The following is a 21,762-nucleotide window of genomic DNA, read 5'->3' as shown; positions in this document are numbered from 1 at the left end:
GCGATGGAGGGGCCGGGTGGTCGTGAGTGGCGATACGAGTCCTGGCGGACCCTGCTCCAAGGCTGGCGGAACCTCGTGAGTGTGGAGGATTTGGGACGTTGAGTGTCCCAGTTCCTTCATCGTCAGTCTGCGACCACGCGAGCGCGGCACCGCTTTCGGTTGACGCCGTGGAAGACGGGGCGAAGGGGCTCGTTACCGCCGCACCGGGGTAACTCGACCGCGTTCGAGACCGGTATTAGTATTGGGTTCATGGTGCGAGTGCCGTTGACGGACGAGGAACGCGAACGCGGAGAGCGGCTGGGGCTGGTGCTCCGGGACGCCCGCGCGTCGGCCTCGCGGAGCATGGTCGAGGTCGCGGCGGAGGCCGGGATCTCGGTGGAGACGCTCCGGAAGATCGAGACCGGCCGGATCCCGACGCCCGCCTTCTTCACGGTGGCGGCGATCGCCGACGCGGTCGGTCTGCCGCTGGAGTCTCTGCGCGCCGCCGCGGACACCGAAGTGACCGGAGAAGTCGCCGAAGCGAGCTGAGCCGTCAGGGACGCAGAACGCTCAGCGAGTGCGCCCGGTCGTTCAGGTAGAGGAAGCCGTCGACGGGCAGGTCGAAGCTGTTCAGCAGGCTTTCCAGGGTGGCGTATTCGTCCACGCTGAGCCGCAGGGTCTCGTTCAACGCGTGCGCGACGAGGACGTCGGCCAGCTCCTCCCACTCACCCGACCAGTGCAGGGTCCGGTAGTAGGCGAGGACGTCCGGCGCGATGCGGTCGGTCAGCTGGTCGAGCAGGCTTTCGCCGAAGAAGCTGATGCGTCCGGCGGCGAGGTCGGCGACCGTCGGGTTGGCCGGGTCCGCCGCGGCGTCGGCATTGCGGACGACACCCGGTCCCGCGACCGGGTAGCCGGTGTGGACGTTGCCGTTCTCTTCGACCAGCACGATCAGGTGCACGCCGTACCGCTCGCCCGCGCAGCGCCAGCGGCCGTTGTGCTGTCTGCGACGGGGTTCGCTGGGATCGTTCGCGACATCCTTGATGACCGCGATGATCTGCTCGTCGGTCCAGCCCACGGGGAACTCACTGGTCGCCCGCCGCCCCTTGCCCGGTGCGTGCCCGCCGCCCACTCGTGCTCCTTTCGTCGCACCGAGGGTAACCCGCATTCGGAGTATTCGAATGATCCGAACGCGGGAACGGGTGACTTCAGCCGATCACGCTGAGCAAAGCCGAACCGACGAACAGGACGTCGACGCCCCGCAGCGCCTGGAACGCCGCGCTCCCGCCGCTGACATCGTAGTTCATCGGCGGCCGGGTCGCGGTCCGCAGCGCGGCGAAGAAGGCGAGCGGGATCGCGAGCCACGCCGGCCAGGCCGGGCTCACGCCGAGCGTCACGGTCACCAGGGCGAGCAACACTCCCCAGACGAGGCTGAGGAAACCGATCACCAGGCCGTTGACCAGCCGCAACTCCAGGTTGGACGCGCCGAGCCACCGGCGGCGGCCGGGGTTGCGCCACAGCTCGCCGAGCCCGCCGACGAAGGGCACGAGCGCCGCGTACGCGCCTATCGCGAACAGCGGGCCGGCCGGAATGGCCGGGAACGCCAGGTGCCCGACACCGACCAGACAGGCGACCACGACACCGGCGGCCGCGTAGCGCATCCTACCCAGGACGCCCGCCCACGCGAGCCGCAACGTCGTCGGGCGGCGCAGCGACAGCCGGGGCACCGGGCTCGATTCCGGGATCAGCAGCATCGGGTCGAGGAAGACCATGGCCATCGCCCGCAGGAGCCGCGCGTTCCAGCCGTCGACCAGCTCCTGCCGCCCGACCGCCGACATCGGTTCGCCGCCGAAGGCCACCGCCACCGCGACGACGAACACCACGGCCGCCAGTACCTCGACGGCCACCGGACCCAGCCCCGTCGCGGCCACCAGCAGGCCGGCCACCGCGAGTACCACCGGGCCCGCCGTCTCCCCGCGGATCGCCGTCCGACGCGCGGTGACGGCCGCCAGGATCGCCCCGGAGCCGGTCAGCGCGGACATCGCGATCCAGACGTCCATCGAACCGCCGCCGATCGCGGTGACCAGCGCCCCGGTATAGCCGACCACCAGCACAAGGCCGAACCACAGCGTCCACATCCGCTTGGCGACGACGCGGCGCCTGTCGACCCGGGTGAAGTCCATCCACGTCAGCGCCGCGGGTTCGGCCCAGACGAAGCCGCGTCGCAGCAGGCTCCGCCAGAAGAGCGCGCACAGCACGACCAGCAGCCCGAAGACGGCCGAGAAGTCCACAGCGGACAGTCCAAAGAGGAATTCCCGCAGTTTCGGCAGGTTCTGGAACGCGGTGAACAGCGCCCCGAAACCGAACAGGGCCAGGAAAGTCTGGTAGTCCCCGTTGAGCAGTCCGCCGAACCGCTGCCTGCCCGGAACGTGAGTGGGGGCCTTCGTGGTCACAACAGCTCGAGGGTGGAGTCGGCCGCCGCGAGCAGCGGAGGATGGTGGGTGGCCACGACGACGGCCGCACCCGCCCTGGTCGAACGCGCGATCAGCGACGTCAGCCATTCCTTCCCGGCGACGTCGAGTGCCCGCTCGGGCTCGTCGAGCAGCAGGACGTCGTGCGGCCTCGCCGTCGCGCCGAGGAGCAGCAGACGACGGCGCTGCCCGGCGGAGAACTTGCCCGCGGTGACCTTCGCCCGCTCGGAAAGACCCGCGTCCGCCAGCAGGGCGTCGTGATCGCCGACAGCGGTGCCGAACGAGCCCTCCAGCAGTTCGAGATGCTGGACCGGGGTCAGCTCGGCGAAGAAATCGGAATCGTCGAACAGCACGGAAACCTTGCGGCGAAAGGCGAAATCGCGTTCATCGGGCTTTCCGCCCGCGACGACGACCCGGCCCCGCTGCGGGGTCTGCGTTCCGTACAGACAGCGGAGCAAGGTCGATTTGCCGACCCCGTTCGGGCCGACGATCACCGCGCATTCACCCGCCTCGACCTCGAAATCGAGGTCGTCGAACAACCAGTGCTCCCCGGCCTGGACGCCGAGCCCGCGTACGTCGATCATCGGCCGCGCAACAACTCGATCACCGGCGCGAAGGGCTCCATATTCTGCTCCAGGACGGTGAAATAGGTGATACCGAACCGCTCGCGATGTGCGATCAGCTGCTCGGCGATCTGTTCATGGGTACCGACGAGCGCCGTCGGCAATTCCGCGATCTGCTCGACGGTGTGCGAGTCCTTCAGGAAGCCGCGCACCTTCTCCAATCCCGCCCGTCGATCTTCGCCGACTTCGACGAAATGCGAAAGAATGTTGAATTCGGCGTCGCGCCCGTTCAGCTTTTCGCGGACGAAGTTCGCCCGCTCTTCGATTTCGGCCGCGTCGGCGGCCACGAGCGGACTGCCGTCGGGAACGGCCGCAGTACCGGTGAACCCGATGATGTCGGCGTGTTCGGCGGCGAGGGTGAGCAGCCGGTCGCCGCGGCCGGCGATCAACAACGGCGGGCCCGGTTGCTGCACGGTCAGGGGCCGGTGTTTCTCATCGGCGAAGTGACGCTTGAGTTCCTTGACGGTGTGCTCGAGGTGGTCGACGCGCTTGCCGGCCCTCGGGAACTCCAAACCCGCCACTTCGAACTCGGACTTCACGTTCCCGGCGCCGAGGCCGAGCTCCAGCCTGCCTTCGGTGAACAGGTCCGTGCCCGCGGCATCGCGGGCGAGCAACGCGGGATTGTGAAAGGCGGTGTTGATGACGAAGGTGTTGAGCCGCACCCGGCTCGTCGCCTCGGCGGCGAGCACGAGCGCGGGGAACGGCGGTGCCATCCGCAGGTGCTCGGCGACCCCGATGACATCGAACCCGAGGCCCTCGGCCTTCCGGCATTTCTCGACCCAGACCGGACGGCTGTCCGGAATGACCATGTTCATGCCGAATCTGAACGGCTTGCTCTTCCCTCCAGAAGTCATGAGGCCACGTTACCCACGGCTAACGCCGAAAGGCCTCATCCTCAGGAATGACCATGAGGATGAGGCCTTTCGGCGCGATCAGGGTGATCAGCCGAGACGCTGCTTCAACGCATCCAGCTCGTCACGGAGCGACGACGGGACCTTGTCGCCGATCTTCTCGAACCACTCCTCGATCAGCGGCAGTTCCTGGCGCCACTCGTCGGCGGAGACGTCGAGCGCGGCCTGGATGTCGGCCAGCGGCTCCTTGAGACCGTCGGTGTAGAGGTCCTCGGCGTTCGGCACGAAACCGACCGGGGTCTCGTTCGCGTTGCCCTTGCCCTCGACGCGCTCGATGACCCACTTCAGGATCCGCGAGTTCTCGCCGAATCCCGGCCACAGGAAACGGCCGTCGTCGCCACGGCGGAACCAGTTGACGTAGAAGATCTTCGGCAGCTTGTCCGCGTCGGCCTTCTTGCCGAGGTCCAGCCAGTGCTTGAAGTAGTCACCGGCGTGGTAGCCGAGGAACGGCAGCATGGCCATCGGGTCGCGGCGCACGTTGCCGACCGCGCCGGCGGCGGCCGCGGTGGTCTCCGACGACATGGTGGCGCCCATGAACACGCCGTGCTGCCAGTCGCGGGCCTCGTTCACCAGCGGGACCGTGGTCTTGCGGCGGCCACCGAACAGGATCGCCGAGATCGGCACGCCCTGCGGGTCGTCCCACTCGGGCGCGAGGATCGGGCACTGCGACATCGGCGTGCAGTAGCGCGAGTTCGGGTGCGCGGCCTTCTCTTCCGACTCCGGCGTCCACTCCTGCTGCTTCCAGGAGGTGGCGTGCGCGGGCTTCTCGCCCATGCCCTCCCACCAGACGTCACCGTCGTCGGTGAGCGCCACGTTCGTGTAGACCGTGTTGCCCTTTTCGATGGTGCGCATCGCGTTGGGGTTGGTGTGCCAGTCGGTGCCCGGCGCGACGCCGAAGAAACCGAACTCCGGGTTCACCGCGTACAGACGGCCGTCCTCGCCGAACCGCATCCACGCGATGTCGTCACCGAGGGTCTCGGCGCGCCAGCCCGGGATGGTCGGCTGCAGCATCGCGAGGTTGGTCTTGCCACAGGCGCTGGGGAACGCGGCCGCGACGTAGTGGACCTTGTTCTCCGGCGAGATCAGCTTGAGGATCAGCATGTGCTCGGCCAGCCAGCCCTCGTCACGGGCGATGACCGAGCCGATGCGCAGCGAGTAGCACTTCTTGCCCAGCAGCGAGTTGCCGCCGTAGCCCGAGCCGTAGCTCCAGATCTCACGGCTCTCGGGGAAGTGCGAGATGTACTTGGTGGTGTTGCACGGCCAGGGAACGTCCTGCTGGCCGGGCTCCAGCGGCGCACCGACGGAGTGCAGCGCCGGGACGAACGACCGCTCGGTGCCGTCCTCGGTGACGAACTTGTCCAGCGCGGCCTTGCCGGCGCGGGTCATCACGCGCATGGAGGCGACGACGTAGGCGAAGTCGGTGATCTCGATGCCGAGCTTGGGGTCCTCGGCTCCGAGGGGACCCATGCAGAAGGGGATCACGTACATCGTGCGACCGCGCATGCACCCGCGGTACAGCTCGGTCATCGTGGCCTTCATCTCGGCCGGGGCCATCCAGTGGTTGGTGGGGCCCGCGTCCTCTTCGTCGTCCGAACAGATGAAGGTGCGCTCTTCGACTCGGGCGACGTCATTCGGGTCGGAGGCGGCCCAGTACGAATTGGGCTTCGCGTCGAGCTGCACGAACGTGCCGGCGGCGACCAGTTCGGCATTGATACGCGCGGCCTCTTCGTCGGACCCGTCGACCCACACCACGCGGTCCGGGGTGGTCAGCTCGGCGACCTCCCGGACCCAGGACAGGACGCCGCTGTGCGTCGTCGGCGCTTTTTCCAGTCCAGGGATGGCGACTGCGGTCATCTCTACTCCTGACTTCCGACGGCGAGAGGCCCACACCGGGAACGACGCTGTTCCGATGCGGGCCTCGTCGCCGGCGACCGAATGGCTTCGCACACCGGCGGGAAGACCGGTGTGCAGGTTTTGGGATTCCCCGAGAGTAGCCGGATGACCGGCAGGTAACCGAGAGCTGACCTGTCGGTTCTCTCACAAGAACGATAAGGGAATCGATTCAGTATCACCGGAATGGGCCATTCGCAGAAATTCTTCCGGTGATCGACAGCACAACAGCCGGGCACTCGAACGCGGCGGTAGGACCGAATCGGACATGAGAAAGCCCGGCACGAGGCTCGTGCCGGGCCGTTCTGTGACCAGAATTACATCAATTCGACTGAAAGGAATGGACTAAACCACTCACGAATGGGTATCCGTATTGGTTTAGTCCATTCTGGGCTTTAGTTGGGGCTGATCCACTGACCGGTGGCGGAATCGATCTTCGCGACGCCTTCCAGCGTCTGCGTGCCCGCGCCGCCCCATGCCGCGTCGCCCGCGGGGTCGCCCTCGACGGCGGCCGGGGTGCTCACGAAACCCGAGCCGACCTCCGAGTTGACCACGCCGCTGCTGGTCTCGGTCCACTGGCCGGGGCCGGTGTGCTCGTAGGTGGTCGAGTTGCCGGAGGCGTCGGTCTCCACCGCGATGTCGGCTTTGCCGTCGCCGTCCTTGTCGGTGAAGGCGATGGTGCCGCCGTCCTTGGTCTGCACGATGGCAGTGTCGTTGGTGCCGTCACCGTCGGTGTCGATCGTCGGCGGGCCGACCTCGACGTCGCCGTTGGGCAGGTCAGCGTGCATGGAGCCGCTGGTCCCCGCGTCACTGCCGTCGTCGCTGCCGGCTCCACCGGCTTCGACCCAGGCGCCGGAGGCTTCGTCGTAGACGGCTTCCTGGACGACCTTGCCGTTTTCGTCGAGCACCGCGTACTGGTCGGCGTCGCCGTCGCCGTCGGTGTCGACGAACGCCTGGCCGGTGCCGTCGTCGTGCTGGATGACGGCGGCGTCGTTCACGCCGTCCTTGTCGAGGTCGTAGTTGAGCTCGGCCTGGTACTCCTCGCCGTCAACGCTGACCGTGACCGCGTCGGCGGACGCGCCGGCCTCGGTGTCCGTGCCGCCGCTCTCGTCGACCCACATGGGAAAACCCCCTTGGAATACCTGGCCTCGCCGGACTCCCCGACGTCTGCGACCTGCTGGTGTCGAAGCTTATGACTCACCGTAGGCCCGTTCGGTTCCCGTCCACAACAGCACCACCCGCCTGGGCCGACCGGATGCATCGCAACTAGTCCTCTAGTCGCGGTGTATGCGTGTGCAAGTACCGCAACTAGAGGACGACTTGCGATGGTCAGCTGTCTCGCAGGGACCGAATGCGGCCAAGGAGCGCCTCGGCGCGGTCGCGGCCGTCCGAGACGTCTTTCAGCCGCTTCGCGACGGAAGAGACCTTCTTGGCTCGCTCCTGCGCGCCCATCTTGATCGTCTTGTCGACTTCCTTCAGCTCGGCCTCGATCGCGTCGATCCGGCGGCCGAGTGCCTCGTCCAGGGCCATCGACAGCTGCTGTTCGGCCTCGATCAGCTGCTCCGCGACCAGCTGGTCCAGGGTGGACCGTGCGTCGGCGATCGCTTCGACCAGCCACTGCTTCATGTGCTGTTTGTCCGAGGCGTGCTTGCGGGTGCGCGCCATCCACCAGCCGGCGCCGAGGCCGATGATGATCGTCGCGGGCAGGATCACCGGGTTCAGGATCGCGACGCCGGCCAGCGGCAGCGCGGCGACCTTCCCGGCGCCGAGACCACCGGAAACGCCCATGAAGATGAGCAGTTTGTCCTCGGCCGTCGGCGGTTTCTTGTCCGGCGGGCGCAGCACGACCGGCGGGCCGCCCGCCCTGGCGAACTGGCCGCGGATGATGTCGAGTTCCTCGGCCGAGAACAGCTCCGAAAGCGCCACGTTGGTGACCTGGTTGAGCCGCTGCGAAAGCAGCATCGAAACCCGCTGCGACGTCGTCTGCAGCGCGATGTCCACCTGCTGCGGCAGCGCGGCGAGTTCGTCGCGTTTCGCGCCGTCGATCTTCTGCCGGAAATGCGTCTGCGCGTCGCGCATCTGCCTGCTGGTCTCGTGTCCGACCTCGACGCGGGTCCGCTGGATCTCGGCGCGCAGTTTCAGCTGCCAGCCTCGGGTCGACGACCGCCGCTCGGTGGTCAGGTCGTCGCGGCGCTGGCGCAGCTGTTCCGCCTCGGCCTCGCCGGCGGACAGCGCGCGGCTTTCCCCCTGCAGCTTCGCCTTGAGCTCGGCGAGCGCGCTCGAAAGCGCGCGCAAGGTGTTGGCCTCACCCAGCATCGCCGAGCGGCCGACCAGCATTTCCTGCAGCGCGCCCTGAAGCGCGGCGATACCGGCCTTTTCCCGCAGCATCGCGGCCATCTGCTCGTTCGGGGCCTTGGCCGCCGTCTCGAACATGCGCGCGGACACGGGATGGAACACCGCGTCGGCGAACCGGGGCGCGTGCTCGGCGAGCAGCCGCCGGTTGGCCTCCAGGACTTCACGCCAGCCGCGGAACTGGTCGGTCTTGGTCAGCGCGAACAGCACGGTCTCGACACGCTCGCCCATGCCCTGCAGGAAATGCAGCTCCGGCGCGGTGAACGGCGCGGAGGCGTCCACGACGAAAAGCAGCGCGGTGGCGCCGGCCGCCGCCTCCTTCGCCAGCTCGCCGTGCAGCGAATCGAGCCCGCCGACACCCGGCGTGTCCACAATGGACACGCGTTCGAGCAGCGGGACCGGGCCGGAGACCTCGACGTAGCGAGGCGGGATCTGGCCCTCCGGCAGCTCGTGCGCGGCGGAGACCCAGTGGATCAAAGCGTTGAGGTTGATCGGCACCGACGCCAGCTGGCCCGGATAGCAGGCCTGCGCGGACCACTGCGCGGCGTGCTCGAAGACCAGATACGTCGCCGTGGCGACGTCAGCGTCCACAGGGGACAGTCCGGGCATGGAGAGAAGCGCGTTCACGAGCGAGCTCTTGCCGCGGTTGGTCTCGCCGACCACCACGACCGACGGCTTCTTCGGCCGCGTCTTCCCGATGTCCTCGACCCATTTCGCGGCCTGCGGATCGGCGTCGCGGACGACGGTCAGCAGCTGTTCGCGGGTGCTCTTCACGACCGCCGGCAGGCCGGCCGCCGCGCTCGGAGCGGTCACTGGGCCTTCTTCGCGTAGACGATGACGATCGGCGCGCGCAGGACCCGGTCGTGATCGGCGAAACCGACGACCTCCGTCTCCGCGACGAGCCCTTCGAGTGCCGGGTCTTCCGTCGCGACGGCGCCGCCCGCCTCGTGCACGGCGGGGTCGAACCGCTGACCGTCCGGGCGCAGGGCGCGGACGCCGAGGCCGGCGAGCCCGTGTTCGAGCCGCTCGACCACGCCGCCACTGCGGGCGCGATCCAGCGCGTACAGGCAGAGCTGGATCAGCGCCTGCCTGTCGGCGAGGGCCTGTTCGAGGTCTGCCGGACCCGTGGTCGTGGACTCCACATCGGTGTTCGACGTGGCTTCTACGTCCTCGGTTCCCTCTTTCGGAGAAGTCTCGCCATCCACCTCGGCGATGATCGCCGCGATGCTGACCGCCGCTATCTGGCCGGTCGGCACTTCGTCCGGATTCGCTTCTTCGATATCCACAGTTTCGACAGCTTTCTTGCGAAGCCAGGCTCCCACAGCCACCGACCCCCGTTACTGGTGTTCTCGAGCCGCCCGATCAGCTCGGAGAGATTTCACCAGTGTCGGGTACCGCCGCGCCTGCCGGGGGTGAAATCGGCAGAACGGGACGAAGGAATCTGGTGAGGACCACCTTCATCACCGCGAGTTCCGCGGCCGTGTCGAGGTCCGGGTCCAGAATCACGCGGGAGAGCGGCGCGTCGACCAACGCGACGAGCCAGCTGGCCACCGTCTCCGGTTCCAGCCCGGGGTCGATCCGGCCCGCCTCCACCGCCGTCGTCACGAGACCGACCAGTGCGTCGCGCAGGGCGCGATCGTTGCCCTGGACGAGTCCGGCCAGTTCGGCGTCGCGGGCGCACTGCGCGGCGACTTCGAGGACGAGCCTGGCCGCGACCGGCTGGAGGAGCTGTTCGGACACGTGGGCGATGACGTGGAGGATGGCCTCCCACGGGTCTTCGATCTCGGCGGCGGCCGCGATCAGTGCCGCCGTCTCGTCGCCGTCCTGCTCGAAGATGCCGACGAACACGGCGCGCTTGTTCGGGAAGTAGTGGAACAGCGTGCCGGTGCTGATCCCCGCGGCCCGGCAGATCTCCGCCGTCGTGGTCTTCTCGAAGCCCTTCTCCGCGAAGCACATCGTGGCGGCGTCGAGAATCCCTCGGCGCTTCGCCTCGTGTTTGGCCGGGTCGACCGTCCTCATTTCACCGCCGGCGGTTCGTCGTGCCAGGGGTAGCCGTGTTCGGTGAAGGCCTTGGCGACGGCTTGACGATCGACGTCGCCCTTCTCCCGTGCCAGCTCCCGGCCGTCGGCGGCGAGCAGGACGAGTTCCTTGCCGTCGAGGAAGACGGCCTGCAGCTTCGCCTCGTAGGCCCGGGTGCGGCCCTTGATGGTCAGCGTGATCCGGAGGGGCGTCACCTTGACGATCAGCCGTTCGTGCGCCCAGACCCCGGCGAACAGCAGGCCGAGCACCACACCGACGGCGATGCCGGTGACCGAACCCCATGGCTGGGGGATGTCCGAGACGAGCTGGAACGGGCCCTTGAACGGGACCCAGCTGAGCGAGGCCACCCAGCCGGAGATCGACTGGAGGAACCAGCCGAGCGCGGCGCCCAGCAGCGGGCAGCCGATCCAAGAGCCGGTGCGCAGCCACTGCGGCTCGTCGACGATCGTTTCCATGGTCTCCATTATTAGACCGAGCGCTCGGTTTATCAATCCCTGCCGCAATTAGTCGACTACTTGCCTGAACGCCTTCCGGCGCCTGATCGCGGTCGGGGCAAGTAGTCGACTAATTGCGGCAGGTCAGGCTTGGGGGTCGCGGATCTGCTGCCAGATGAGGAAGTACGCACGGTGGACGACGTGCGCGACGCGGCTCTGGGCGGGCGTCGCGCCGAAGGACGCGAAGGACCGCCACCAGCCGGCGCGCTCCAGCGCGTGTGCCGCGAGGTCGGGCCGGGAGGCGCCCGGCTTGCCGAGCTGCGCGCCGATGTCGGCGTTGCTGCCGACCCGCAGGACCTCTTCGGACAGGTCCTCGGGCATGTCGACGGCGCCGGACGCGACCAGGGTCAGCGCTTCGAGCAGCCTCAGCTGGTGTGCTTCGGGCTTGGCGAGCAGGACCTCGATGGCGTCGTGCACGCGCTGCCGCTCGGCCGGGTCGCCCGAGGCGTGGGCCAGCGCGGTGACCGACGCCAGCGCGGCGGCCGCCTTGATGCCGTCGGCGCGGGCGGCGAAGACGATGCTCAACCGCTGGCGGACGGCTTCGAGCCCGGAGGCGTCGAGCAGCTTCCGCCGCAGCGAGCCCGCGGTGACCTCCGGTTCCGCACGGATCGCCTCGACGGCGTACCGGACGCCGAACAGGTCCAGCTTCTCCAGCAGCCGCAGCCTGGTACCCGCCGCGACGTCGCAGTCCCAGCTGGTGAAGATGTCCGCCGAGATCAGCATGGTCCCGAGGATGTCGTCGTCCATTTCGGACAGCTGGCGCAGCGCCTCGGCGTCGCCGGAGGTGAACCCGCCGGACTCCGCAGACTCCGCGATCAGCCCGATCACCGGCAGCACGTCCGCGATCCGCGGCTTCAGCGTCGCGGCCTGCTTCTCCGAGAGCAGCATCGCGGCCTTCCAGACGTCGCCGCCCGAACCCTCGACCGACTCCGGCGCGATCGTGTCCGCCTTGTTCAATACCGCGATCGCGTTGACCGGGCCGGCCTCGCGGCTCGCGGTCGCGGCGGTGAACGCGGCCAGTGCCTGCTGGTCGTCGGCCCGCACGCCCTGGGTGACGACGTAAAGGACGGCCTCGGCACCGGCGACGGCGTTGCGCGAGGTGTCGTCGAGCTCGTCAGAGCCTTCAGAATCAGCACTGTCCTCTTCACCGTCTGGCTTGCGGTGCTTCGCCGCGCCCAGCAGCAGCTCGGTCCGCGACACCGACGCGGCGTCGAGCGAACCGAGGCCGGGGGTGTCGATGACGGTCATGCCCTGCAGGACCGCGTTGGTCAGGTACGCCTCGATATGCGACACCTGCTCGATGTCGATCCCCAGCTCGGCCGGGATCATCCCGTCGGCGGCGAAGGGCAGCACCTGCTTGCGGCCGTCGTTGAAGACGATCTCGACGCGGTCGACGGTGCCGTACTGGAACCTGGTCACCAGCCGGGTGCACTCACCGACGTCCGTCGGCGCGACCCGGCGCCCGATCAGGGCGTTGACCAGCGTGGACTTCCCCGATTTGATCCGGCCGGCGACGGCGACCTGCAGCGGCCCGCCCAGCCGGCGCAGCACCTCGGCGAACCCGGCCGCGGTCCGCGCGGACACCTGCGGCTGCAGGCGATGACACAGGTTCGCCACCGACATCGACAGCGGGCCGGCGAGACGGCCCTGCTCCGTCGCTGACGTCACGGCGCCTGCCCCCTCCCCGGTCGTCAAGCTTGCCGACCCGAATCGTGCCATGCCGCTCATCCTCGGGTCGCACCGAAGGTGGTACCGGCGACCGACGCGCGAGCGGCCCAGGTGGACATAGTGTTACCAGGTGCGACGGTTAAGCCTCTGGATGCGTGCCCACCCCATGGCCGGGGACAGTTTCATCGCCGTCGTTCTCCTGCTGACCGACCTGCTGTTCTACGTGGCCGCGGCCGAGACGCCGGAAATACCGATGAGCCCCTGGTATGTGGTCGTCCCGCTGGACATCGCCATCGTCGTCCCGCTGGTCTTCCGGCGGAAGGCGACGCTGTGGTCGGCGTACCTGCTGCTCCTGATCGGCATCCCGCACAGCGCCCTGGAACTCGGCGCGGCGAGCGGGCTGGCGGGGATGATCAGCATCTACTCGGTCCTCGTCTACGTCGGGCGTAAACAAGGACTGATCTACCTGCTGGCCACGCTCGCCACTTCGGCGATCCAGCTGTGGGTGGACACCCCGGAGGACCTCTGGGTACTGGCGATCATCGGTGTCTTCGCCATCGCGTTGTGCTGGACGCTCGGCGAGTTCGTCGGCGCGAGACGCGCCTATCACGAGGAGGTGGAAGCCAGGTTGCATCTTTTGGAGACGGAACGGGACCAGGCGACCAGGATCGCCGTCGGTGAGGAACGCGGGCGGATCGCCCGTGAGCTGCACGACGTCGTCGCGCACGCGGTGAGCGTCATGGTCGTCCAGGCCGACGGCGCGTCCTACGCGGTCGACGGGAATCCCGAGATGGCGAAACGGGCCTTGCAGACGATTTCGGAGACCGGCCGCGGCGCGCTCGCCGAACTGCGGCGGCTGCTGGACGTGCTCCGCAGCGACGGCGACGACGAGCCGCGCGTGCCGCAGCCGGACGCCAGCGCGCTGACCGACCTCGCGGACCGGATCCGCCAGGCGGGTGTGCCGGTGACGCTGGCGATCGGCGACGACGCGCTGGCCGGCCTGCCCGCCGGTGTCTCGCTCGGCGTGTACCGGATCGTGCAGGAATCGCTGACGAACACGCTGAAGCACGCCGGACAGGGCGCGCAGGCGGAAGTGGTGGTGCGCCGGGAGAAGGACGTGATCGACGTCCGGGTCACCGACGACGGCGCCGGGCGCGCCCGGCAGCTGGTGCCCACCGCCACCAAGACGGCACCCCACGCCGCACCGGGCGGACCGCGGAAACTGTCGGTCCCCGGTGGCAACGGATTGATCGGAATGAGAGAACGGGCGAACGTCTTCGGCGGCACGCTGGAGGTCGGCCCGGCGTTCGGTGGAGGGTGGCAAGTGCACGCGAGGCTTCCGGTTAGGTTGACGACGTGATCCGAGTGGTGGTCGTCGACGACCAGGAATTGATGCGTGTCGGGTTCCGGATGGTCCTGGGCGCGCAGGCCGACATCGACGTCGTCGGCGAGGCGGGTGACGGTGCGCAGGCGATCCGCCTGGCGGAGGAACTGCGGCCCGACGTCGTGCTGATGGACGTCCGGATGCCGGTGCTGGACGGGGTCGAGGCGACGAAGCGGATCGTCGAGGCCGGGACGGCCCGGGTGCTCGTGATGACGACGTTCGACCTCGACGAGTACGTCTACTCGGCGTTGCAGGGCGGCGCGAGCGGGTTCCTGCTGAAGGACACGCAACCGGACCACCTGGTTTCGGCGCTGCGGGCGGTCGCTTCCGGCGAGGCCGTGGTCTCGCCGTCGGTGACCCGGCGGCTGCTCGACCGGTTCGTCGGCAGCGGCGGGAAGCCGATGCGGGACGCGGCCGAACTCGACGTCCTCACCGAACGGGAGCGGGAGGTGCTCGTGCTGATCGCGAAGGGCCTTTCGAACCTGGAGATCGCCGAGACGCTGTTCCTGTCCGAAGCGACGGTGAAGACGCACGTCGGCCGGATCCTGTCCAAGCTCGACCTTCGCGACCGGGTGCAGGCCGTGGTGCTCGCCTACGAGACCGGCCTGGCGAGGCCCGGGATCACCTGAGAACCAGCTTCGGAAAAAGAAGTTCGCAGTCCCCCTCAAAGTGCTCATTCGGTGAGCACTTTGAGGGGGATCCTTGTCTTCAGGGTCACCTACCGGAGGAGAAGGAAATGCTGCGAGGCCTCACCACCACCACGTTCTACGCCGACGACATGACCGCCGCGATCGAGTGGTACTCCGACCTTTTCGGGATCGAGCCGTACTTCGTCCGCAACGGCCCCGACGACAAGCCGGCGTACGTCGAGTTCCGGATCGGCGACTACCAGCACGAGTTCGGCCTGGTCAGCGGCGCGTACCGGCCGTCGCAGGCCCAGCCCGGACCCGGTGGGGCGATCGCGAACTGGGCCGTCGACAACGTCGAAGACGCCTTCGGGAAGCTGCTCGAGAAGGGCGCGAAGGAGTACGAACCGATCACCGAGCGCGGCCCGGGTTTCGTCACCGCGGCGGTCGTCGACCCGTTCGGCAACGTCCTCGGCGTCATGTTCAACCAGCACTACCTCGACGTGCTGGCCGGCAAGAAGTAGCCCTGGTTCAGCGGAACGGAGCGGGATCCGTCGTCTCCGGGTCCTTGCCCGCGTCCCTGACTTCGGCCATCCACTTGCCGAAGTCGGGGCGCGAGCCGTCGACGTCGGTCAGGCCGTACTCGTTCATCAACGTCCACGACGCCAGCGTCTTGCCCGCGAACCGGGAGACCTCCGGGTCGGACGCCAGTTTCGCGACACCTCGCCCGAGCAGCGTCGGCGTCTCCGAGATGGCGAAGTCGACCGGCGCGGTCTTGCCCACCGCGTCACGCCAGGTCTCCTCGGTGACCTCGAAGTGGTCCAGCATCGACTCCGACCGCAGGAACCCCGGGGTGACGGTCATCCCGGTGCAGCCGTACTTCTTCAGTTCGGCGCCCAGCGCCCGGCCGATCGCGCGGATACCGGACTTCGCCAGGAAGTACGGGATCCCCGCGCCGACGTACTCGTCGTGGTCGCCGTCGGTCACCTCGATGACGAGGCCGCCCTCCCGCTTCACGACCAGCGGCAAGAGCCGGTGCAGGGCGATCAGATGCGTGTCGATCGCGTTGTGCACCAGGGTGAGCGCGTCATCGAGGCTGGAGTCCCAGTACGCCCGCTCGAAATCGGCGAACGGGTCGCCTCCCCAGACGTCGTCGACCAGGACGTCGACGCGGCCGTCCACTTCGGACTCGATCCGTGCCTTCAGCGCGTCCACATCGGACACCGAGGTGAAGTCGCACCGGACGGCGATCCCCCGGCCGCCCGCCGCGTCGACGAGTTCCGCCGTATCTTCGATCGTCTCCGACCGCTTCATCGGCGACTGGTGCTCCCTCGTCGTGCGGCCGGTGACGAACACCGTCCAGCCGAGCCTGCCCAGTTCCACCGCGATCGCCCGGCCACAGCCACGAGTCGCGCCCGCGACCACCGCTACCTTAAGATCCACTTCGGACACTCCCTTTCCACGCGGTCAGCACCGCGTCCACGTCTTGCCCCATGCGGTCGACGTATCGGCCCTTCGGCCGGATCGACCAGTCGAGCGAGGCCCCGTTGGCCACCCCCATCAGCACTCGCGCCGCCCGGACGACACCCGGAGCGTTCGGCAGGTCACGCGCCGCGACGCGCACCAGCCGCCGCAATTCCGCCTCCACGGCGGTGAAATGCGCTCCCAGCAGCGCGCGGAGTTCCGGATCCCCGATGTCGGCACCGAGTTGCCCGAGGTGATTCGCCGCCGTGTCCGCGGAACCGATTCCCTCGTAGACGGCCACCAGCGCCGCCCGAAGTCCCTCGACGGGATCGGCCACCTCGCCGCACTCGCGCATCCTCCCCACGACGGACTGCGTGTTCAGTCGGCTCAACGCCTGCAACAAGCCACTTTTCGAGCCGAACCGCTGCGCCACGGTGCCGACCGCGACCCCGGCCTCCGCCGCCACCTGGGCGAGCGTGAAACCGGGCCCGACCTGGCCGATCACGGTTCCCGCCGCGGTCAGCAGCCGTTCGTCGGTGATGGTGCGAGGCCTCGCCATGCCATTAGTGAACCATGGTTCATTAACCCTGGCAATTCAGGGTCACTCTCAGGGGTATCACCGATCGCGTACATCGCCAGGAGACGGCAAGCTACGTCTCAAGTCGGGTACCAGGTTGGCACCTCAGGATGACGCGCTCGCCCACCCGGATGGACGACGATTGGTCCTGCAATCGCCGAGGGGAGCACACATGATCGAGGCAGCGGGCCTCACCAAGCGGTACGGCAAGACACTGGCGGTGAACAACCTTTCCTTCTCAGTCGCGGGAGGACAGGTCACCGGGTTCCTCGGGCCGAACGGCGCGGGCAAGTCGACGACCATGCGGATGATCCTCGGCCTGGACAACCCGACCTCGGGTTCGGTGCGTATCGGCGGCAAGCTCTATCGCGAGCTGAAGGAACCGCTGCGGACGGTCGGCGCGCTGCTGGACGCCAAGTGGGTGCACCCCAACCGGTCGGCACGGGCGCACCTGCTGTGGATGGCGAAGTCCAACAAGATCCCGGCGTCCCGGGTCGACGAGGTGCTCGAGACGGTAGGCCTCACCAGCGTCGCCGGAAAGCGCGCCGGTGGTTTCTCCCTCGGCATGTCGCAGCGACTGGGGATCGCGGCGGCACTGCTGGGCGACCCGGAGGTCCTCCTCTTCGACGAGCCGGTCAACGGCCTCGACCCCGAGGGCATCCTCTGGATCCGGAAGTTCATGCACCGGCTCGCCGACGACGGCCGCACGGTGTTCGTTTCCTCCCACCTGCTTTCGGAGATGGCGCTCACCGCGACCCAGCTGATCGTGATCGGCAAGGGGCAGCTGATCTCCCAGTCCTCCACCGAAGACTTCGTTTCCCGCGCCGCCGAGAACACGGTCAAGGTCCGGTCGCCGCAGCTGCCGGCCCTGCGTTCCGTGCTGACACAGGCGAGCGCGGAGGTCACCGACGCCGACCGCTCACTCATCGTGTCCGGTTTGGACAGTGACAAGATCGGCGAGATCGCCGCGGCCAACCAGATCGTGCTGCACGAGCTCAGCCCGCAGACCGGCTCTCTGGAGCAGGCCTTCATGCAGATCACCGGCGATTCGGTCGAATACCACACCGGTATCGACGCCGAAGCCGCCGAAGTGGTCGCCGCCGCCAAGTAGCCGCTCACTCTTCAGAGGAAAGAAAAGTCATGACTCTGCTCGCTGTGGAACGCATCAAGCTGTTCACCACACGCTCGCCATGGTGGTGCGCGCTGGCCGCCCTCGCCGTCGTGATCGGTTTCGCCGCCATCATCTCCGGCGCCGCACCCACCGGTGAACTCACCGACGTCAGCCTGACCCAGTTCGGCTACGGCTTCGGCATGGCCGTGATCATGGTGCTCGCCGCGCTTTCGGTGACCACCGAATACCGCTTCAGCACCATCCGGACCACCTTCCAGGCCGTGCCGAACCGCACCGCGGCGCTGCTGGCCAAGACCGGCGTGGTCGCGATCCTGTCGCTCGTGATCGGCGAGATCGCCGCGTTCGGCGCCTGGGGCCTCGCTTCGGTCATGCGGCCGGAAGACCTCGCACTGAACACCACCGTGGAGTGGGCCAGCGTCGCCGGGGTAGGTGTGGTGTTCGCGCTCGCCTCGGTGATCGCGGTCGCCGTCGGCATCCTGATCCGGCACAGCGCCGGCGCCATCTCGCTCGTGCTGATCTACGCCCTCGCGGTGGAGAACCTGATCCAGCTCATCCCGAAGATCGGCAAGGACATCTACGAGTGGATGCCGTTCCACGTCGCCGACATGTTCCTCAACGGCGCGGGAAGCGCCGCGACCGAATCGGCGTTGAGCCAGGGCGGGGCGCTGGCCTACTTCGCCGGTTTCGCGGCGGTGCTGCTGGTCACCTCGCTGGTCGTCGCGAACAAGCGCGACGCGTAAGGACTTCCACAGGGGAGAAAGCCGGACGCTCGGCTCGGGGGAGTGAAGCGTTCGGACGGGGAGAAAAGGGGAACAAGGACCGGGCCGCCTAATCGGGGGGCAGCCCGGTCCTTTCCCGCGTAATGTCGGAATCCACCGGAGGGAGGGCCGATGATCGAGGCCACGAGGCTGACGAAACGCTATGGCGACAAGGTCGCCGTCGATGACCTTTCCTTCACCGCCGAAGCAGGCCGTGTGACCGGGTTCCTCGGTCCCAACGGGGCGGGGAAGTCCACCACGATGCGGATGATCCTCGGTCTCGACAACCCCACCTCGGGTTCGGTGACCATCGACGGAAAAGCCTACCGCGAGCTGCATGATCCACTTCGGACGGTCGGTGGGATGCTCGACGCCACCTGGCGGCACCCCGGCCGCCCGGCTCGCGACCACCTGCGCTGGATCGCCGCGACCAACGGGCTGCCCGACAAGCGGGTCGACGAGGTGCTCGGGCTCGTCGGCCTGACGTCGGTCGCCGGCAAACGGGCCGGGCAGTTCTCGCTCGGGATGTCGCAACGGCTCGGGATCGCGACGGCGCTGCTGGGCGACCCGCGCGTGCTGCTGTTCGACGAGCCGGTGAACGGCCTCGACCCCGAGGGCATCGTGTGGATCCGGAAGGTGATGCACGCGCTCGCCGCCGAAGGGCGCACCGTGTTCGTGTCCAGCCACCTGCTGCCGGAGATGGCGCAGACCGCGCAGGACCTCGTGGTGATCGGCCGGGGCAAGCTCATCTACCAGGGCACGACGGAGGACTTCGTCGGCCGCGCGAAGGGTCTCGGCGTACGGGTGCGCACACCGCACCTGACCGAACTGAGGACGGCGCTGACCGAGAAGGGCGCCGAGTTCCGCGAGGAGGACGGCTCGCTCATCGTGTCCGAAATGGACAGTGACGACATCGGCGAGCTGGCGTTCGCCGCCGGCGCGACCCTGCACGAGCTGAGCCCGCTCACCGGTTCACTCGAGCACGCGTACATGCAACTCACCGCCGAAGCCGTCGAGTACGGCACCGGCCAGGTTCCGGAGGTCGTCCGATGACCACGGCGAACATGCTCCGCGCCGAGCGGATCAAGCTGCTGAGCACCCGCGCGCCCTGGTGGTGCGCCGGTATCGCGGTGGCCGTCGCGCTCGCTTACACCGCGTTGTTCTTCGGTTTCGTCCCGCTCGAAGACCAGACCACCGTCAGCTCGACGCAGACCGCCAGCGCGCTCGGCCGCACCGTGGTCCTGGTGCTGGCCATTCTGGCGGCCGCGACCGAGTTCAACTGGGGCACGATGAAGCTCACCTTCCAGGCGGTGCCTTCGCGGGTGCCCGCCCTGCTGGCGAAGGGCGTCGTCGTCGGGGTGTTCTCGGGGCTGATCGGTCTCCTCGTGGGCTTCGGCTCGTGGGCGATCGCGTACTTGATCAAACCGGCCGCGGACCTCGGGCTGGCCTCGGGCGCCGACTGGCGCGCGGTGGCGGGCCAGGGGCTGACCTTCCTGCTGACCGGCTTCCTCGGCGTCGGGCTCGGCCTGCTGTTCCGCAGCCCCGCCTTCGCACTCGGCTTCGCGTTGGTCTGGACGCAGTTGATCGAAGGTCTCGTCATGCTGATTCCGCGCGTGGGCGACGACATCTACCAGTGGATGCCGTTCTTCGCGGCGAATCAGTTCTCCGGCCCGGATCTGACGGTTTCGATGTTGAAACTCGAACCACCGCTGGGACCGTGGGGCTATTTGGCTTATTTCGCCGGCGTCTGCGTGATTGTCTATACAGCGAGCCTCATGATCACCCATCGAAGGGATGCATGAGCTTTTACCGCCTCCAAAGGAGTTAAGTCCACGTTAAGAGCCTGTGGCTTCTCTCACAGGAAGCGGACATACTGTTCCTGACCGGGCGATGCTCGGGATGAGCCTATTTCGGCTCTCGGCCCCGGAGGTGATCCTTGACGGTGGATTCCGGTCAGGGAGTAGAACGCACGATCCCGAAAGCCCGCACTGACAGCCCGCGACCCCGGCTCGAGCCCATGCTCGACCTCGAATGGTCACAGGCGATCGAACTCCCGCGCGCGGTGGAGTCCGCGACCCGCCCGTCCGAACTCCGCCGCGCATGGGTACATCGGGCCCCGGAAGATCTCGTTGTCGCGCTGTATCGCGCGTCCAGCGGAATGCACGGTGAAATTCCCGCCCCTTGGTGGCTTCGGGCCATCGTGGAAGGCAGGCTCGAATCACGAGAACTCGGTTTTCGCATCGAAGACCGCATCGCCGGACTGCTCGGCAGGCGCCCGGGTTGGGAATTCGTCCCGTGGGCCGCGGACGGCGAATCCGGCTACTGGGAGTTCATGCCTTCCGAACGCGGCGCGTCCGGGCATTCGATCCCGACCACCGCGCTGAACACCAGCCGCCACGACGGCTGGATCGACGTTCTGCCCGCGCACTCCAGCACGACACCGCCGCCGATCTCGGTCGCCGGATTCGCCGGGCTGCGGTCGCGACTGGGGGAGTTCGAAGCGGTCCGTTAGCACCCACGTTTAATGGGCGGGTGGAGAACGAGGACCAGCCACGGCTGCGCAGCGTGGTCAGCTATGTCAATCGCGGTGGCCGGATGACCGTCGGCCAGCAGCGAGCGTGGGAAGAACACTGGCCCTCGCTCGGCCGCACCGTGGGCGGTCTGCCCGAAGGCCCGGTGGATTTCGACGGCTGGTTCGGCCGGTCGGCCCCGGTGATGCTGGAGATCGGCTCGGGCATGGGTGAGACCACGTCCCAGCTGGCGGCCGCCGCGCCGGAACTCAACTACGTCGCCGCCGAGGTGTACGAACCGGGTCTCGGCCAGCTGATGTTGCGCGCGGAGAAGCTCGGCGTGGAGACCCTGCGGCTCCTGCACGGCGACGCCGTCGTGCTGCTGACGGAGCATGTCTCGCCGGGCACGCTGTCCGGGGTCCGGCTGTTCTTCCCGGACCCGTGGCCGAAGAAGCGGCACCACAAACGGCGGATCGTGCAGCCCGCGTTCGTCGCGCTGGTGGCCTCGCGGCTCGCGCCGGGCGGGACGTTCCACATGGCGACCGACTGGGAGAACTACGCCGAGCAGATGATGGAGGTCTGCTCCGGCGAGCCTCTCCTGCACAACCGTCACGCCGGCGAGCCCGGCGGCTGGGCCCCGCGCCCGGACTGGCGGCCGATCACCAAGTTCGAGAACCGCGCCGACGTCGAAGGCCGTGTTTCGCACGATCTGATCTTCGAGCGGGTCTAGACGCGCGGGACTCGTGAGTGATTTGGGTCGTTAGCACCCGACCCAAATCACTCACGATGCACTAGACGCCTGAAAGGGCCGGTCCGGACGGTTTCCCGTCCTGACCGGCCCTTTCTTACACCCGTGAACTCCGGGATGCCCCCTGCGCATCCCCGG

General features: G+C 68.1%; 23 protein-coding genes. 10 read left to right on the top strand and 13 right to left on the bottom strand.

Annotated elements, in window-relative coordinates; all coding sequences use genetic code 11:
* Positions 1-249 precede the first annotated feature (249 nt).
* Positions 250-528, top strand: a complete 279-nt coding sequence (locus ACLJRL_RS32625) for a helix-turn-helix domain-containing protein (protein ID WP_410660184.1) — start codon at positions 250-252, stop codon at positions 526-528.
* Positions 529-532: 4 nt separating this feature from the next.
* Here the strand turns inward: ACLJRL_RS32625 and ACLJRL_RS32620 are convergent, their stop codons facing one another.
* The 11 genes from ACLJRL_RS32620 to ACLJRL_RS32570 form a co-directional block, all read right to left on the bottom strand.
* Positions 533-1,108: an EndoU domain-containing protein gene (locus tag ACLJRL_RS32620; RefSeq protein WP_410660183.1), complete on the bottom strand. Its 576-nt coding sequence runs from the start codon at positions 1,106-1,108 to the stop codon at positions 533-535.
* 76 nt (positions 1,109-1,184) lie between these two features.
* Positions 1,185-2,429, bottom strand: coding sequence for a DUF6297 family protein (locus ACLJRL_RS32615; RefSeq protein ID WP_410660182.1), 1,245 nt, complete (start codon positions 2,427-2,429; stop codon positions 1,185-1,187).
* Positions 2,426-3,031 (bottom strand): ATP-binding cassette domain-containing protein, encoded by a 606-nt coding sequence (locus tag ACLJRL_RS32610; RefSeq protein WP_410660181.1) that lies wholly within the window; start codon positions 3,029-3,031, stop codon positions 2,426-2,428. Before ACLJRL_RS32610 ends, ACLJRL_RS32615 begins: the two co-directional genes overlap by 4 nt.
* On the bottom strand, positions 3,028-3,924 hold the full coding sequence (locus ACLJRL_RS32605; protein WP_410660180.1) for an LLM class F420-dependent oxidoreductase: 897 nt from the start codon (positions 3,922-3,924) through the stop codon (positions 3,028-3,030). The genes ACLJRL_RS32610 and ACLJRL_RS32605 overlap by 4 nt, the downstream gene beginning before the upstream one ends.
* A gap of 87 nt (positions 3,925-4,011) precedes the next feature.
* Positions 4,012-5,835 carry a phosphoenolpyruvate carboxykinase (GTP) gene (locus ACLJRL_RS32600; RefSeq protein WP_410660179.1) on the bottom strand — a complete coding sequence of 608 codons (1,824 nt, stop codon included), beginning with the start codon at positions 5,833-5,835 and terminating at the stop codon, positions 4,012-4,014.
* Positions 5,836-6,266: 431 nt separating this feature from the next.
* On the bottom strand, positions 6,267-6,992 hold the full coding sequence (locus tag ACLJRL_RS32595; protein WP_410660178.1) for a hypothetical protein: 726 nt from the start codon (positions 6,990-6,992) through the stop codon (positions 6,267-6,269).
* A 208-nt stretch (positions 6,993-7,200) separates the two neighbouring features.
* Positions 7,201-9,036: a dynamin family protein gene (locus ACLJRL_RS32590; RefSeq protein WP_410660177.1), complete on the bottom strand. Its 1,836-nt coding sequence runs from the start codon at positions 9,034-9,036 to the stop codon at positions 7,201-7,203.
* Positions 9,033-9,545: a nucleotide exchange factor GrpE gene (grpE, locus tag ACLJRL_RS32585; RefSeq protein WP_410660316.1), complete on the bottom strand. Its 513-nt coding sequence runs from the start codon at positions 9,543-9,545 to the stop codon at positions 9,033-9,035. Before grpE ends, ACLJRL_RS32590 begins: the two co-directional genes overlap by 4 nt.
* A gap of 40 nt (positions 9,546-9,585) precedes the next feature.
* Positions 9,586-10,242 carry a TetR/AcrR family transcriptional regulator gene (locus ACLJRL_RS32580; protein WP_410660176.1) on the bottom strand — a complete coding sequence of 219 codons (657 nt, stop codon included), beginning with the start codon at positions 10,240-10,242 and terminating at the stop codon, positions 9,586-9,588.
* On the bottom strand, positions 10,239-10,718 hold the full coding sequence (locus ACLJRL_RS32575) for a hypothetical protein (RefSeq protein WP_410660175.1): 480 nt from the start codon (positions 10,716-10,718) through the stop codon (positions 10,239-10,241). The genes ACLJRL_RS32580 and ACLJRL_RS32575 overlap by 4 nt, the downstream gene beginning before the upstream one ends.
* Before the next feature lie 123 nt (positions 10,719-10,841).
* Entirely contained in the window at positions 10,842-12,476 is a 1,635-nt protein-coding gene (locus ACLJRL_RS32570; RefSeq protein WP_410660174.1) for a dynamin family protein, read from the bottom strand.
* Positions 12,477-12,591: 115 nt separating this feature from the next.
* Between ACLJRL_RS32570 and ACLJRL_RS32565 the strand changes: the two genes are divergently transcribed.
* The 3 genes from ACLJRL_RS32565 to ACLJRL_RS32555 all read left to right on the top strand — a co-directional run bounded on the left by ACLJRL_RS32565 (position 12,592) and on the right by ACLJRL_RS32555 (position 14,959).
* Complete coding sequence (locus ACLJRL_RS32565) at positions 12,592-13,785, top strand: sensor histidine kinase (protein WP_410660315.1); 1,194 nt, start codon at positions 12,592-12,594, stop codon at positions 13,783-13,785.
* A complete protein-coding gene (locus ACLJRL_RS32560; protein ID WP_410660173.1) occupies positions 13,782-14,438 on the top strand; it encodes a response regulator in 657 nt (218 codons plus the stop codon). The genes ACLJRL_RS32565 and ACLJRL_RS32560 overlap by 4 nt, the downstream gene beginning before the upstream one ends.
* A 107-nt stretch (positions 14,439-14,545) precedes the next feature.
* Positions 14,546-14,959: a VOC family protein gene (locus ACLJRL_RS32555; protein WP_410660172.1), complete on the top strand. Its 414-nt coding sequence runs from the start codon at positions 14,546-14,548 to the stop codon at positions 14,957-14,959.
* Positions 14,960-14,966: 7 nt separating this feature from the next.
* Here ACLJRL_RS32555 and ACLJRL_RS32550 read toward each other — a convergent pair whose 3' ends face one another.
* Positions 14,967-15,878, bottom strand: a complete 912-nt coding sequence (locus tag ACLJRL_RS32550) for an SDR family NAD(P)-dependent oxidoreductase (protein WP_410660171.1) — start codon at positions 15,876-15,878, stop codon at positions 14,967-14,969.
* Positions 15,868-16,458 (bottom strand): TetR/AcrR family transcriptional regulator, encoded by a 591-nt coding sequence (locus ACLJRL_RS32545; protein ID WP_410660170.1) that lies wholly within the window; start codon positions 16,456-16,458, stop codon positions 15,868-15,870. The genes ACLJRL_RS32550 and ACLJRL_RS32545 overlap by 11 nt, the downstream gene beginning before the upstream one ends.
* Before the next feature lie 190 nt (positions 16,459-16,648).
* Between ACLJRL_RS32545 and ACLJRL_RS32540 the strand changes: the two genes are divergently transcribed.
* The 6 genes from ACLJRL_RS32540 to trmB all read left to right on the top strand — a co-directional run bounded on the left by ACLJRL_RS32540 (position 16,649) and on the right by trmB (position 21,606).
* A complete protein-coding gene (locus ACLJRL_RS32540) occupies positions 16,649-17,587 on the top strand; it encodes an ABC transporter ATP-binding protein (RefSeq protein ID WP_410660169.1) in 939 nt (312 codons plus the stop codon).
* Positions 17,588-17,616: 29 nt separating this feature from the next.
* On the top strand, positions 17,617-18,348 hold the full coding sequence (locus ACLJRL_RS32535) for an ABC transporter permease (RefSeq protein ID WP_410660168.1): 732 nt from the start codon (positions 17,617-17,619) through the stop codon (positions 18,346-18,348).
* 150 nt (positions 18,349-18,498) lie between these two features.
* The gene (locus ACLJRL_RS32530) at positions 18,499-19,419 is read left to right on the top strand and encodes an ABC transporter ATP-binding protein (protein ID WP_410660167.1); all 921 of its coding nucleotides are present in this window, start codon (positions 18,499-18,501) and stop codon (positions 19,417-19,419) included.
* Positions 19,416-20,168 (top strand): hypothetical protein, encoded by a 753-nt coding sequence (locus ACLJRL_RS32525; RefSeq protein ID WP_410660166.1) that lies wholly within the window; start codon positions 19,416-19,418, stop codon positions 20,166-20,168. Before ACLJRL_RS32530 ends, ACLJRL_RS32525 begins: the two co-directional genes overlap by 4 nt.
* 215 nt (positions 20,169-20,383) lie before the next feature.
* Positions 20,384-20,878, top strand: a complete 495-nt coding sequence (locus tag ACLJRL_RS32520) for a hypothetical protein (RefSeq protein WP_410660165.1) — start codon at positions 20,384-20,386, stop codon at positions 20,876-20,878.
* 20 nt (positions 20,879-20,898) lie between these two features.
* Positions 20,899-21,606, top strand: a complete 708-nt coding sequence (gene trmB, locus ACLJRL_RS32515; RefSeq protein ID WP_410660164.1) for a tRNA (guanosine(46)-N7)-methyltransferase TrmB — start codon at positions 20,899-20,901, stop codon at positions 21,604-21,606.
* Positions 21,607-21,762 lie beyond the last annotated feature (156 nt).

Source organism: Amycolatopsis sp. lyj-112 (assembly GCF_046549055.1).
GTDB lineage: Bacteria > Actinomycetota > Actinomycetes > Mycobacteriales > Pseudonocardiaceae > Amycolatopsis.
This window is presented reverse-complemented; position numbering and strand designations above follow the sequence as displayed.

Bases quoted from the DNA above. Each gene is read 5' to 3' on its own strand.
- ACLJRL_RS32595 (WP_410660178.1), bottom strand. From the start codon at position 6,992: ATGTGGGTCGACGAGAGCGGCGGCACGGACACCGAGGCCGGCGCGTCC.
- ACLJRL_RS32605 (WP_410660180.1), bottom strand. From the start codon at position 3,924: ATGACTTCTGGAGGGAAGAGCAAGCCGTTCAGATTCGGCATGAACATG.
- ACLJRL_RS32525 (WP_410660166.1), top strand. From the start codon at position 19,416: ATGACCACGGCGAACATGCTCCGCGCCGAGCGGATCAAGCTGCTGAGC.
- ACLJRL_RS32540 (WP_410660169.1), top strand. From the start codon at position 16,649: ATGATCGAGGCAGCGGGCCTCACCAAGCGGTACGGCAAGACACTGGCG.
- ACLJRL_RS32535 (WP_410660168.1), top strand. From the start codon at position 17,617: ATGACTCTGCTCGCTGTGGAACGCATCAAGCTGTTCACCACACGCTCG.
- ACLJRL_RS32580 (WP_410660176.1), bottom strand. From the start codon at position 10,242: ATGAGGACGGTCGACCCGGCCAAACACGAGGCGAAGCGCCGAGGGATT.
- ACLJRL_RS32565 (WP_410660315.1), top strand. From the start codon at position 12,592: ATGGCCGGGGACAGTTTCATCGCCGTCGTTCTCCTGCTGACCGACCTG.
- ACLJRL_RS32600 (WP_410660179.1), bottom strand. From the start codon at position 5,835: ATGACCGCAGTCGCCATCCCTGGACTGGAAAAAGCGCCGACGACGCAC.
- ACLJRL_RS32530 (WP_410660167.1), top strand. From the start codon at position 18,499: ATGATCGAGGCCACGAGGCTGACGAAACGCTATGGCGACAAGGTCGCC.
- ACLJRL_RS32555 (WP_410660172.1), top strand. From the start codon at position 14,546: ATGCTGCGAGGCCTCACCACCACCACGTTCTACGCCGACGACATGACC.
- ACLJRL_RS32625 (WP_410660184.1), top strand. From the start codon at position 250: ATGGTGCGAGTGCCGTTGACGGACGAGGAACGCGAACGCGGAGAGCGG.
- ACLJRL_RS32575 (WP_410660175.1), bottom strand. From the start codon at position 10,718: ATGGAAACGATCGTCGACGAGCCGCAGTGGCTGCGCACCGGCTCTTGG.
- ACLJRL_RS32570 (WP_410660174.1), bottom strand. From the start codon at position 12,476: ATGGCACGATTCGGGTCGGCAAGCTTGACGACCGGGGAGGGGGCAGGC.
- ACLJRL_RS32520 (WP_410660165.1), top strand. From the start codon at position 20,384: ATGCTCGACCTCGAATGGTCACAGGCGATCGAACTCCCGCGCGCGGTG.
- ACLJRL_RS32610 (WP_410660181.1), bottom strand. From the start codon at position 3,031: ATGATCGACGTACGCGGGCTCGGCGTCCAGGCCGGGGAGCACTGGTTG.
- ACLJRL_RS32545 (WP_410660170.1), bottom strand. From the start codon at position 16,458: ATGGCGAGGCCTCGCACCATCACCGACGAACGGCTGCTGACCGCGGCG.